Source organism: Streptomyces sp. NPDC058877 (genome assembly GCF_042742855.1).
Taxonomy (GTDB): Bacteria; Actinomycetota; Actinomycetes; order Streptomycetales; family Streptomycetaceae; genus Streptomyces.
Genome location: NZ_JBHYMF010000031.1, coordinates 42466 through 53880 on the forward strand (window position 1 = coordinate 42466; position 11415 = coordinate 53880).

At 72.4% G+C, this 11415-nt stretch carries 13 protein-coding genes; 8 read left to right on the forward strand and 5 right to left on the reverse strand.

Features of this window, described 5'->3' with window-relative positions:
- Window positions 1-93: 93 nt before the first annotated feature.
- Window positions 94-1992, forward strand: a complete 1899-nt coding sequence (locus tag ACFW2Y_RS10445) for an alpha/beta fold hydrolase (RefSeq protein WP_384876236.1) — start codon at window positions 94-96, stop codon at window positions 1990-1992.
- 191 nt (window positions 1993-2183) lie between these two features.
- Here the strand turns inward: ACFW2Y_RS10445 and ACFW2Y_RS10450 are convergent, their stop codons facing one another.
- The 3 genes from ACFW2Y_RS10450 to ACFW2Y_RS10460 form a co-directional block, all read right to left on the reverse strand.
- Entirely contained in the window at window positions 2184-2768 is a 585-nt protein-coding gene (locus ACFW2Y_RS10450) for a nucleosidase (protein WP_384876238.1), read from the reverse strand.
- Window positions 2769-2869: 101 nt separating this feature from the next.
- A complete protein-coding gene (locus ACFW2Y_RS10455) occupies window positions 2870-4219 on the reverse strand; it encodes a VWA domain-containing protein (RefSeq protein WP_384876240.1) in 1350 nt (449 codons plus the stop codon).
- Window positions 4220-4299: 80 nt separating this feature from the next.
- Complete coding sequence (locus ACFW2Y_RS10460) at window positions 4300-5187, reverse strand: AAA family ATPase (protein WP_384876242.1); 888 nt, start codon at window positions 5185-5187, stop codon at window positions 4300-4302.
- Window positions 5188-5362: 175 nt separating this feature from the next.
- Between ACFW2Y_RS10460 and ACFW2Y_RS10465 the strand changes: the two genes are divergently transcribed.
- Window positions 5363-6532, forward strand: a complete 1170-nt coding sequence (locus ACFW2Y_RS10465; RefSeq protein ID WP_384876244.1) for a PP2C family protein-serine/threonine phosphatase — start codon at window positions 5363-5365, stop codon at window positions 6530-6532.
- Between the two features lie 136 nt (window positions 6533-6668).
- Entirely contained in the window at window positions 6669-7034 is a 366-nt protein-coding gene (locus tag ACFW2Y_RS10470; RefSeq protein ID WP_384876246.1) for a luciferase family protein, read from the forward strand.
- 49 nt (window positions 7035-7083) lie between these two features.
- Here the strand turns inward: ACFW2Y_RS10470 and ACFW2Y_RS10475 are convergent, their stop codons facing one another.
- On the reverse strand, window positions 7084-7575 hold the full coding sequence (locus ACFW2Y_RS10475; RefSeq protein WP_384876248.1) for a PaaI family thioesterase: 492 nt from the start codon (window positions 7573-7575) through the stop codon (window positions 7084-7086).
- A gap of 98 nt (window positions 7576-7673) precedes the next feature.
- Here ACFW2Y_RS10475 and ACFW2Y_RS10480 point away from each other — a divergent pair, with 98 nt between their 5' ends.
- From ACFW2Y_RS10480 to ACFW2Y_RS10490, 3 genes are all read left to right on the forward strand, one after another.
- Window positions 7674-8150 carry a winged helix-turn-helix transcriptional regulator gene (locus tag ACFW2Y_RS10480; RefSeq protein WP_384876250.1) on the forward strand — a complete coding sequence of 159 codons (477 nt, stop codon included), beginning with the start codon at window positions 7674-7676 and terminating at the stop codon, window positions 8148-8150.
- 85 nt (window positions 8151-8235) lie between these two features.
- Window positions 8236-9105, forward strand: a complete 870-nt coding sequence (locus tag ACFW2Y_RS10485; RefSeq protein WP_384876252.1) for a YhjD/YihY/BrkB family envelope integrity protein — start codon at window positions 8236-8238, stop codon at window positions 9103-9105.
- Window positions 9106-9287: 182 nt separating this feature from the next.
- Window positions 9288-9791 (forward strand): NUDIX domain-containing protein, encoded by a 504-nt coding sequence (locus tag ACFW2Y_RS10490; protein WP_384876254.1) that lies wholly within the window; start codon window positions 9288-9290, stop codon window positions 9789-9791.
- Window positions 9792-9831: 40 nt separating this feature from the next.
- Here ACFW2Y_RS10490 and ACFW2Y_RS10495 read toward each other — a convergent pair whose 3' ends face one another.
- On the reverse strand, window positions 9832-10353 hold the full coding sequence (locus tag ACFW2Y_RS10495) for a hypothetical protein (protein ID WP_384876256.1): 522 nt from the start codon (window positions 10351-10353) through the stop codon (window positions 9832-9834).
- Between the two features lie 119 nt (window positions 10354-10472).
- Here ACFW2Y_RS10495 and ACFW2Y_RS10500 point away from each other — a divergent pair, with 119 nt between their 5' ends.
- A complete protein-coding gene (locus tag ACFW2Y_RS10500; protein WP_384876258.1) occupies window positions 10473-11135 on the forward strand; it encodes a DUF6629 family protein in 663 nt (220 codons plus the stop codon).
- An 11-nt stretch (window positions 11136-11146) separates the two neighbouring features.
- Window positions 11147-11415, forward strand: a 269-nt coding sequence (locus ACFW2Y_RS10505) for a hypothetical protein (RefSeq protein ID WP_384876260.1), incomplete at its 3' end; no start/stop codon positions are given.

Genomic DNA, 11415 nt, shown 5'->3' on the forward strand with positions numbered 1-11415 from the left:
CGTGCGCTCTAGTCACTCCGTTCCCGGTACGTGAGGCTTGCGACCGTCCGCCGTGCGGACGGTCAGCAACCCAGTCGAGAGGAACGGGTGCACGTGCTCCAGGACCACCCCTTCGCCAATGGAACGTCCGAAGAATTCCCCGGCTTCCCGGGGGTCACGGCGGGGCTCACCGCCGTCGAGGTCGCACGCATCGCAGGTCGCGGCCTCTGGGCGGCCGACGGGGCCGTCGACCCCGACGTCGTCAGGCTCGGCCAGACCCTCACCACCGCCCTGCTCAACGGAAACGGCGGCGCCGACCCCGAATCCCTGCTCCCCGCCGAACTCGCCGCGCACGTCGAAGAGGTCCGTGGGCTGGCCCTGCCCGCGTACCACCGGATCGAGGCCCCGGACGGCATCCGGCTCTCCGCCCTCAGCCTCCGACAGACCTCCCCCGGCCCGCACCCACTGGTCGTCGTGCCGGCCGGCTGGACCCCCTTCGGCTGGCCCCTGTTCCTCTGGGCGTACCTCGACCTCGCCCGCCGGGGCTACCACGTCCTGGCCTACACGCCCCGCGGCCTCGGGATCCCCGGACTGCCGTCCACCTCCGAGGGCTTCGTCGACGTTGCGGGCCCCCACGACTGGGCCGACGGCTCCGCCGTCATCGACTTCGCCCAGGAATACCTCGCCCCCGGATCCATAGGATTCCTCGGTGAGTCCTACGGGTCCGGCATCAGCCAGCTCGTCGCCGCCCATGACGACCGGGTCGCCGCCGTCGTCGCCCTCAGCACCTGGGGCAACCTCGCCACCAGCCTCTACGACCACGACACCCGTCACCTCATGGCCGTCAAGGCACTCCTCGCCCTCACCGGCGGACCCGTGGAGACCAAGTTCGCCCCCGCCGACCAGGAGGTCCTGGCCGACTTCCTGGCCGACCGGAACCCGCAGAAGGTCGTCGAGTGGGGGCTGCTGCGCGCCCCAGAGTCGTACCTCCACCTCACCAACGAGAACGAGACGCCCACCTTCTTCTCCAACACCTGGCACGAAGGGCTCTTCGCGGTCAACCAGCTCCTCGACACCTTCAACGGCCTGGACGTGCCCAAGCGGCTCAACCTGTGGATCGGCGACCACGCCGCCCCCGAGGGGCCGGGGCTCATCGGCACCGAGCCCGGAGGCGTCAACCTCCCGCTGTCCGAGGCGTACGCCTGGCTCGACCACCACCTCAAGGGCGAGCACAACGGGGTGGAGGACTGGGAGCAGGTCTGCAACCAGGTGATGTTCACCTACGTCACCCAACCCGTCCTCGACCCCGGCACGGGGGAGCCGACCGGCGAGCACCGGATCGTCGAGCAAGCGGTCCGCGAGCGCCGGGCGGTCTGGAACCGGGTCACCACCGGCGTCGAGGTCCTCGGCCTCACCGGTGACGGCACGAACGGCATCGACGGCCTGCTCCTCCCCGCAGGAGAGGCGACCGGCCCCTCGGAGGTCATCGGCTGGCGTCGCGGGTTCCTCGCCGGGGTGGACACCGAGGCCACCGCCATGGACGCGCTGATGCGGACCGGGCGGGCGGAGTGGGCCGGCAACCCCAAGACCTACGACACCCGCAAGATCGACCGCCGGCACGCCGTCGTCTGGACCACCACTCCGCTCTCCGCCCCGCCCTACGGGGGAAGCGCCGGCCGCCGCATCCGGGGCGTCCCGCGGCTGCGCCTCACGGTCCGCTCCACGGCCGCCTCCGCCAGCCTCTACGCCTACCTCCTGGACGTCGCCGAAGACGACACCGCCCGGATCATCACCCACGAGCCGCTCAACGCGTACGGACTGATGCCCGATCAGGACCGCACCGTGACCTGGCGGCTCCAGGCCGCTGCGTACGACCTCGCCGCCGGGCACCGTCTGATGCTGGTCGTCGACAGCAAGGACCCCTTGTACGGGGACGCCTCCGTGACCTGGACCCAGACCGTCATCAGCTCTCCGGCGGACGGACCGGCCTTCCTGGAACTACCGCTGGGCTGACGGCCGTGCGACCGCACGGGGCCGGGCCTCCCGGTGCGTCCTCGTCGTCACCGCGAGGACGCGTGCCCGTGGGCCGACCCGACCCGGACCCGGCCCCTCCGGCAGGGGCCGCACGACCCGCTCCCGGCTCTCGACGGCCCCGCCGGCCGCCCGGCCTCCTGGTCCGTCCCGCCGAGACGGATCCGGACGGTTCAGGAGCGGTAGGGGGTGTTCGCCTCCGCCCAGTCCGCCAGGGCCCGTGCGCACTCCGCGACCGATTCGCGCCAGGTGCGTGCGGCACCGTCGCCGGCCTCGTCGCTGACGTGCTTCACGATCCGCAGCGGAACCCCGGCCAGCTCGGCTGCGGTCGCCAGCGCGTACCCCTCCATGTCGACCAGCGGTGCCCGCTCGGCGAGCCGCGCCCGCGCCGCTTCGTCGGAGATGAAGGCGTCCCCGGTGGCCAGGACCACGTCGCCGCCGTCCGGCAGCACCAGGGGGGCGCCGTACGTCTCACCGGTCAAGGTGGCGAGCAGCTCGCCGTCCAGGTCGTGCTGCACGACCGTGCCGACGACGTGCGTCCCGGTCCAGCCCGACCGGAGCGCCCCCGCCGTTCCCAGGTTCACGACTCCGGACGGTCGCGGCCCCCTGCTGAGCGCGGTCGCGAGCGCGGTCGCGGCGTTCACCTTGCCCATGCCGGTCAACAGCACGGGCAGGTCCGTGTCGAGGAACTGCGCCTCCTCCTTGACGGCGAGGACGAGCAGTGGACGGCCGGCCGTGATCTCTCCCAAGAGTTCCATGGGGGCCACGCTAGTTCGAGGACCCTCCCGTCGTACAACCGGGCGGGCTCGGTCCTGGTCGTCGCGCCCTCATCCCGGGCTGTCGTCCCTGTGGGCTTCCGTCACACCGGCAGCAGCCGGCCGATCAGCGCCTCCAACTGCCGGGCGTTGCGACAAGCACGCATCTCCACGAGCGCGGCATAGACCGGGGCCGCCGAGTCGCCGGTGCCCCAGAGCGAAGGCTGCTCCGGGTTGAGCCAGTGGACCCGGCGGGCACGGTTTGCGATGCTCCGGAGCGCCGCGGGGTTCGGGTCGGAACCGTTGGTGCGGGCGTCTCCGAGGACGAAGACCACGGTGCGCGGGCCGACCGCCTTCGCGTACCGCTCGGCGAACTCCCCGAGCGCCGCGCCGTAGTCGCTCTGTCCGTGCCAGCCGGTCAGCCGTGCCTCCGTGAGGACGAGGTCACCGAGACCCGCGGGATCGGCCGCGCTCCGCGAGACCAGGTCCGTCACCTCGTCGACCCGGTTGACGAAGGCGAAGACCCGCACCCGACCGAACTGCTCGTGCAGGGCCTGTACGAGCAACATCGTGAACTGGGCGAAGCCCGCCACCGACCCCGAGACGTCGCAGAGCAGGACCAGTTCGGGACGCCGCGGTCGGCGTCGGCGCAGCGCCGGGCGCACCGGGACGCCCCCGGTCGACAGCGAGCCGCGCAGCGTGCGTCGCAGATCGATCGTGCCGCGTGCCGCCCGTCTCCGCCGGGCCGCGAGTCGGGTGGCCAGTTTCCGCGCCAGTGGCCGAACCGTGCGGCGCAACTCGTCCAGCTGGGTCCGCCCGGCCAGCAGGAAGTCCACGCGGTCGGGCGTCGCCGCGACCGCCCGGCGTGCGACCGCCTCCCGCCCCCGCCGCTCGGCGACGCGCCGGCGGGCCTCGGTGCGCACCCGCTCGCGGAAGGCCTCGATCCGCCGCCGTATCTCATCGTCGAGCAGTCGTTCGGTGAACTCGGGATCTTGGTCCGAGGGTGCCGCCCGCAGCCGGTCGCGGACCCTGGCGAGCAGGGTTTCGGGCCGCAGCCGGGACAACGTCTGGTGAGAGGACCAGCCGTCCGACTCCGGACCGGAACCGTAGCCTCCGAAGCCCGCCACCGCCTCGGCGGCCAGTCGGTCGAGTGCGGCGGCATCACCGGTCACGAGGGCCTCGGCCAGCCGTTCCCGCAGTGAAGGGAGGTCTCCCGCGGTGTTCTCGTACGCCCCCACCATCCCCGCGTCGAGCGGAAAGTACAGGTCGAACACCTGGTCGAAGACCCTGCGCTGGGCTTCCCCGTGCAGCAGAGTCGCCGCCAGCGCCTCCCTGACCTGCGCCCGGTCGGTGAAGCCGACCGCTTCGAGGGCCCGCGCCGCGTCCACGGTCTCGCCCGTCCCGATGCCGAATCCGTGGGTCCGCAATGCCGCCACGAGTGCGGTGAGCCGCACCGAGGCCCCGGCGCCGCCCGCCGCACCGCCAACGGGCGTCCTTGCGGACGGGGCCGCGCGACCTGCCGTGCCTCCCGGACTCACACCGCGTCCAGGGCGAGCTCGGCCGCTGCCTTCACGAGGTCTTCCCGGTGCTTCAGGAGGACGCCGAGGGTCTCCCGCACGACCTGCTCGTCCAGCCGGTCCGCACCCAGCGCGAGCAGGGTGCGGGCCCAGTCGATCGTCTCCGCGACGGACGGCACCTTCCGCAGGTCCATCGCCCGCAGCGCGCTCACCACCCGCACGGCGGACGCCACGAGCGTCGCGTCGAGGCCGGGTACCTTGAGCGCGACGATCCGGCGCTCCAGCTCTTCCTCGGGGAAACCGATGTGCAGGAAGAGGCAACGCCGGCGCAGCGCCTCGGACAGTTCGCGGCTCGCGTTCGAGGTGAGCACCGTGAAGGGCCGCCGGGCGGCCCTGATCGTGCCGAGTTCGGGGACGGTCACCTGGAAGTCGCCGAGGACCTCCAGGAGCAGGCCCTCCACCTCGACGTCGGCCTTGTCGGTCTCGTCGATCAACAACACCGTGGGTTCTTCGGACCGGATGGCGGTGAGCAGCGGTCGCGGGAGCAGGAACTCCTCGCCGAAGATGTCCGTGCGCGCCTCGTCCCAGGACTCGCCCCGCCCGGCCGTGATCCGTAGCAGCTGTTTGGCGTGGTTCCACTCGTACAGCGCGCGGGACTCGTCGACCCCCTCGTAGCACTGGAGTCGGACCAGACGGGCGCCGGTGACCGCGGTGACGGCCTTGGCGAGTTCCGTCTTCCCGACGCCGGCCGGACCTTCGACGAGCAGCGGCTTGCCCAGGCGGTCGGCGAGGAAGACGGTGGTGGCCACGGCCGGCGACGCCAGGTAGCCGGTGGCGGCGAGCCGCTCGGACACCTCGTCGACTGAGGTGAAGAACCCGGTCGTCACGGCTGGCTCGGTCGTCATCTGTCCCCCGGGATCGAAGTGTCGTACTGATCAGTAGCCTCGGCTGTACTCGATCAGATCGGGCGCCCCCGCACAACCGTCGTGCGCGGGTCCGTGCCGCGCGAGAGGGCACGGGCGCTGGTGCAATGGAGGGACCGGGTGCGCCGCCCGGAGGTTCGCGCGGGGTGGAGGTGTCGTGTCGGAACGGGACGAGGCCCTCCTGATCAGGGTGCGGGCGCTGGAACGGGCCATCGGCGAGATCGGTACGACGCTCGACGAGGGGACGACGTGCCGAGAACTCGCCGCCTTCCTCGCCCACCACCTGCGCGGCACGGTCGCGGTCGACCTGCGCGCCGAACCGGGCGTCCCGGTCCGACGCGTCGCATCGGCGGGCCCGTCCGGTTCCGGCGGGGGACCGATCGACACGGGCACGGGAGCCGCTCCTCCCGCCCCTGCTGCCGCCCCGACTTCCCCGGACCGCACACCGGAACTCGCCGTCCCCCTGGCCGCCGGCGGGGAGGACCCCCTCGGACAGGTGACCGCCGCCCGTCGGGGCGGCGCCGACTTCTCCGCCGATGAGGTCGCGGTCCTTTGGCACGCGACCCGACTCGCCGCCCGGCACCTCGGCCACGCCCGCCGCCTCGCCGCCACGGAGGACACCGCGCTCCACCTCCAACGGGCCCTGGTCGCCGAACCCGGTCGGCCGCACCCCAACCTGGAGGTCGCGGGCGGTTATCGTCCAGCGGGTCCCCGCGCGCTCGTGGGCGGCGACTGGTTCGAGACCGTACGGCTCCACTTCGGGCGCAGCCTCCTGGTCGTCGGCGACGTGATGGGCCACGGGCTCGACGCGGCCGTGGACATGAACGCCTACCGCACGGTGCTCCGCGACGTCGCCGCGACCGATCTGCCACCGCACCGGGTCCTGCGCCACCTCGATGCCGTCGTCGCCGAGGACGACGCCCGCCGTCCCGCCACCTGCCTGCTCGTCCGGGTGGACCCGGCGCGCGGTACGGCGACCTTCGCCAGCGCCGGCCACCTGCCGCCCGCGGTCTTCGGCGCCGACGGCTCCGCGGAGATCGTGGACCTTCCGGTCGGCCCGCCCCTGGGCACCGGGGTGGGGGGCTACGAACCAGCCACACGCCCCCTCGGGGCCGGTGAAACCCTCTTGATCTTCACCGACGGCCTCGTCGAACGCCGGAGCGAGGACATCGACGCTTCGCTGGCCCGTCTGGCCTCCCTGCGGCTTCCTGCTGGTTCCGGACCCGAGCAGGTCGTCGAAGAGGTGCTCCGCCGCCTCAATGCGCACCGCGCGGAGGACGACGTGGCCCTCCTCGCGGCCCGCCTCCGCCCCCGTCCCACGCCATGACAGAGCGTCACCCGCGCCCCACGCCTTGCCGTGACGGAGGGTCATGACGCCCCCGAAGAGGACCTGTTTCGCGTCTTGGCACGATTCTTCCGGCACGACGCTTGTGCACGGCCCCGGTGCCCGGCACGCTCCTCGTATGAACACGGCCAGGCATGCCAGTGAACGTCTGATGAGCTGGCCCTCGCTGACCCCCGGCCGCGCCCATTGCGGCGCCGAGCTCGGACTGGGCACCGCGACGCAAGAGATCGTTCATTTCCACGGTGAACACGAGGCGGACGTCCATCTCACCCGGGCCATGATCGCGAAGCTGCGTCCGGCCCTCCTCGGATCGAGCGCCGTTCGCCTGAGGGCAGGATCGGGCTGGGTGACGGTCCGCCTGGACATGGGCTCGGACATCGACCTGCTCGCCACGCTCGTGAGCGCGGCCCTCCAGGCGAGCGGCGTCCCCGACACGGTCCCGGACGGCTGCACCCGCACCCGCCCGGTCACCGGCCGTTGCTGATTTCCGCTGCGTCACCGGCTCCCGGTGACGTGTGGCGCCGGCGCGGTCCTCAGGACGGCACGGGGAACAGCATGCACGTACTGGTCGCGTGGGCGAGGAGGCGGTCCTCCGCGTCGTACAGGCCCGCCTCGGCCAGCGCCGTGCGGCGTCCCTGGGAGAGCACGCTGCCGACGGCGCGGACCTTTCCCGTGTCCATCGTGATCGGGCGGAGGAAGCGGGTCGACAGGTCGAGCGAGGTGTAGGCCGTGCCCCGTGCCAGCGTCGAATGCACCGCGCAGCCGGCGGCCGAGTCGAGGAGCGTCGCGTACACCCCGCCGTGCACGCTCCCGATCGGGTTGTAGTGCTCCTCGCCGGGTTCCAGGACGAACACCGCACGTCCTGGTTCGACCTCCTCCAGGGTGAAGCCGAGGAGGGCCGCGATCGGCGGCCCCGGCAGCCGGCCCGCCACCATCTCCCGCAGGAAGTCGATGCCGGCCATCGACATCGCGGCCCGCGCGGTGGCTCCGGCGTCTTCCCATTCGACCGTACGTGACCGCGCCATCACCGCTCCACTCCGCTCACCTGCTGACTCTGTATGGCGAAGCTAGCCCTCCGGCTTGCTGACTGTCAACGACAGAGCCAGGTGGCTACAGTGGGCGCATGAACTGGCTGGAGACGGATACGGAGAACTGCCCGGTCCGCCGTGCCCTGGACGTCGTGGGCGAGAAGTGGAACCTTCTGATCCTTCGCGAGGCATTCAACGGCGTCCGACGGTACGACGAGTTCCGCAGCCACCTCGGCCTCTCCGAAGCCGTCCTCGCCGACCGCCTCCGCAAGCTCGTCGCCGCCGGCCTCCTGCGCAGCGAGCCCTACCGCGAACCCGGAGCGCGCACCCGCCACGAGTACCGGCTCACCCGCAAGGGCGTCGACCTCTGGCCCGTCCTCCTCGCCCTCAAACAATGGGGCGACGCCTACGCCGGCGACCCCGACGGGCCCGTCCTCGACGTCCGGCACCACGCGTGCGCATCGCCCGTGCGGGTCGTCGTCCAGTGCGAGGGCGACGAGCAGGCCGTCCTCACCCCCCGCGACGTCACCGTCCGCCCCGGACCCGCCGCCCGCCCGCGCCGCACCGACTGACCCCGCACCGGTTCCGCCGCCTCCGCCCACCCGTTCGGCCGCACCCCTGCGGTGTCCGGCCGTCCGGCCGGGTACCTGACGATGCATGCCCTCCACACCCGGTCCGCCGCCCGACGGTACCCCCGCCGAACACGGCCACTGGTTCGCACGACTCCACGCCCGGGTCCTCGCCTCCTCCGTCGGTTTGGCCTGGAGCCGCGGCCGGGCCATGGAACTCATGCACCGCGCCATGGGCTTCGCCGCGCTCAGCCTGCTCACCCTCGTACCGCTGCTCATCGTCGTCGCCGCAGCCGACCTCGCCAGTGGCCAGGGCTTCGCGCGCTGGCTCATCCAGGGCCTCGGGGTCTCCGAGGTCTCGCAGGAAGAGGTCGAGCAGCTCTTCGGCCAGCCGGGACAGGCCCTCCAACGCACCACGGCCTTCGGCCTCGCGGCCCTCGCCGCCTTCGGCGTCACCTTCGGATCCGCGGTGCAGACCGGTTACGAGCGGGCCTGGGACCTCCCCACGGCCCGCTGGCACACCATGTGGCGGCACGTCGTCTGGCTCGCCGTCCTCATCGCCTCCCTGCTGCTCTTCGTCGCCTACCCGGCGCCCGAGAACGCCCCGGCGGGCACCACCGCCCTCGTCGCCCTCGGTGACGTCCTCGGCACCTTCCTCTTCTTCTGGTGGTCACAGCGCTTCCTGCTCTGCGGTCGCATCCGCTGGCGCGCCCTGCTCCCGGGCGCGGTGCTCACCGCGTTCGGCCTCCTCGGACTGCGGATCTTCTCGCAACTCGTCTTCTCCCCGTTGATCGCCTCCAACGCCGTGACCTACGGCCAGTTCGGCACCGTGCTCGTCCTCCAGTCCTGGCTCGTCGGAGTCGGCTTCGTCGTGTACGGGGGCGCGCTGGCCGGGCGCCTGGTCCACGAGGCCCTCGTCCGTCGCCGTCTGCGTCGCGAGGGCGCCGCCGCCGCATAGCGGCCCTCACCGCTCCCCGTGTCGTACCCCGAGCACGAGGTCCTCCGCGTGACCAGTGGCCGGACGACGGACCCCGGCGGCGCTCACACGATCCGGTGATCCGCCCGGGAGTCACCGGCCGACCCGCCCCGGACCGCTTGGATGGGGGGTACCCCATCAGGCCCGTCGAAAGGGAGTCGCCCATGGCGAACACCTGGCTGCCGCCCGCCCAGTACGTCGACACGCTGCCGAGGGCGACGGCCTACGCCTGTCTGTACTTCACCGACACCGCCGGTCGTCCCTTCCAACTCAAGGCGACCTACACGGAGGAGTCGTGGCAGTGGCCCGGCGGCAACATGGACCCGGGGGAGACCCCTTGGGAAACCGCCGTGCGCGAGTGCCACGAGGAGACCGGAATCGTCTTCGCCGGCCAGCCGCGCCTGCTCGGCACCCACTTCGTCACGGACCGGGGAGAGGACTGGCCGGCCAACCACATCGGCTTCATCTTCGACGGCGGCGAACTGACGGACGAGCAGGTCGCCGGGATCGTCCTCGACCCGGAGGAGCACAGCGAGTACCGCCTGCGGACCCTGGAGGAATGGCAGCGGGAGATGTCCCCGCGTGACTTCCTCCGCCTTGCGGAGATCGACCGGGCGCGAAGGTCCGGGACGACCGTGTACGTGGAGGCCGGTCCCACCGCGGTCTGAGCGATACGGAGCAGGGGCCGCCCCGGCGTCCTGCCGGCGGTCAGTCCTGGCAGGACGCCGGATGGGCGATGTCGACGACGAACCGCTCCGGGGAGTGCAAGCGGAAGGTCTTGTACACGGGTGCGGTGTCGAAGGCAGCCGCGATGGTGACCACACCCTCGAAGTCACCGGTGAGCGCGACCCCCTTCAGCGCGGGCAAGGAGACCGACAGCAACCGGGGGCCCCGATAGACCGGCCGCCCGGTGTCGTCATGGGCGGCAGCGGGGGAGAGGACGACCTCCAGGAAGTGCCTTCCCGCCAGCGGGACATCGATGCCCGATCCGTCGTAGCGCAGTGTGCGCGTCGGGCGGACGGTGACCGGGGGCATCGCGCCCCGGACGTCGATGACCAGCCGGTCGAAGGCGGCGTGGCCGCCCCAGCGGGCGTTGACGACAAGGGCCGTGACCGAGGGCGAGCCGCGCGCCACCGGTGTCCCGGCGGCACCTGCCGGGGCCGTGGCACCGGTTCCGGCGATCAGCAAGACGCCGGTGACCGCCACCGCGAGGACATGACGGTGATGCATGACGTCCCCCTGTTTCTCGCGCTCCGGGGACACGGGCCTCATCTACAAAGACACCACTCACCACCATACGGTTTTCCGGGACGCGGGGAATCCGGAAGGCCCGGGGGTAAGGATTCCCCATGTGCTGGAGCGCGACCGCGGACCTCTGGGCGGGCCTCGGGATCAGCGCCGTCGGCGTGGTGTCCCTCGTCTCCGTGCGCCGCCCCGGCGACGCGCTGCTGGCGTCCCTGCCCCTGCTCCTGGGCGTCCACCAGCTCGTGGAAGCGGCCGTCTGGCACGCCGGCGGGGGCACCGGGCCCGCTGTTCTCGCCTGGGCCGTGATCGCCCTCCCCCTGCTGCCCGTCTGGGTACCGCTCGGCGTCCTGACCGCGGCCCGACCGGCCGACCGGCCACGCCTGCTCGCGCCGCTCGCCGTCGGTCTCGCGATCGCCGTGCTCCTCGCCCATCTGCTCGCCACCCGTCCGGTGACCGCCGAGATCCACGGCCACACCCTCCGTTACGCCATCGACCCACCGCAGGCACCGCTGGTCCTCGCCGGGTACCTGCTGTCCACCGTCGGTGCCCTGTTGCTCGCCCGCGACCGCCTGCTGCGCGCCCTCGGCCTGCTCACCGGAGCCGGAGCGGCCGTCTGCGTCCTGCTGTGGCGCACCGCGTTCGTCTCCACCTGGTGCGCCCTCGCGGCCACCGCTTCGGTGCTCCTCCTGGCATGGGTCCGGCGACGAAGGCCGGTGACGACTCCGGACGGATTCGGGACCGACCGTAACCCCTCGGCCTTTCAGTAGTTGACCAGGGCATGAAGAAGCGCAGCATGCTCGCCATCGCCTCCCTCGCCGCAGGCGTTGTCACCGCCATCGTCACGCCTCCGCCCCAGGCCAACGCTGCTGAGAGCCCGTTGGGCGGCGCCACCGGCCTGCTCCAGGACGATCAGGCCGCGAACGTCCTCCACGACGCCGTCCAGGGAGCCGAGGACGCCCTCCAGAACCAGCAGGCCGGCGGAATCGGGCGGGCCACCGCGCTCGCCTTCGCCACCGCCGGCGCCCGGGTGATCGCCGCGGACCGGGA

What these genes read in the sequence shown, in the direction of transcription:
- ACFW2Y_RS10485 (WP_384876252.1), top strand. Translation starts at nt 8,236, where the DNA reads ATGCCCTCCACACCCGGTCCGCCGCCCGACGGTACCCCCGCCGAACAC.
- ACFW2Y_RS10480 (WP_384876250.1), top strand. Translation starts at nt 7,674, where the DNA reads ATGAACTGGCTGGAGACGGATACGGAGAACTGCCCGGTCCGCCGTGCC.
- ACFW2Y_RS10490 (WP_384876254.1), top strand. Translation starts at nt 9,288, where the DNA reads ATGGCGAACACCTGGCTGCCGCCCGCCCAGTACGTCGACACGCTGCCG.
- ACFW2Y_RS10470 (WP_384876246.1), top strand. Translation starts at nt 6,669, where the DNA reads ATGAACACGGCCAGGCATGCCAGTGAACGTCTGATGAGCTGGCCCTCG.
- ACFW2Y_RS10460 (WP_384876242.1), bottom strand. Translation starts at nt 5,187, where the DNA reads ATGACGACCGAGCCAGCCGTGACGACCGGGTTCTTCACCTCAGTCGAC.
- ACFW2Y_RS10500 (WP_384876258.1), top strand. Translation starts at nt 10,473, where the DNA reads ATGTGCTGGAGCGCGACCGCGGACCTCTGGGCGGGCCTCGGGATCAGC.
- ACFW2Y_RS10495 (WP_384876256.1), bottom strand. Translation starts at nt 10,353, where the DNA reads ATGCATCACCGTCATGTCCTCGCGGTGGCGGTCACCGGCGTCTTGCTG.
- ACFW2Y_RS10450 (WP_384876238.1), bottom strand. Translation starts at nt 2,768, where the DNA reads ATGGAACTCTTGGGAGAGATCACGGCCGGCCGTCCACTGCTCGTCCTC.
- ACFW2Y_RS10475 (WP_384876248.1), bottom strand. Translation starts at nt 7,575, where the DNA reads ATGGCGCGGTCACGTACGGTCGAATGGGAAGACGCCGGAGCCACCGCG.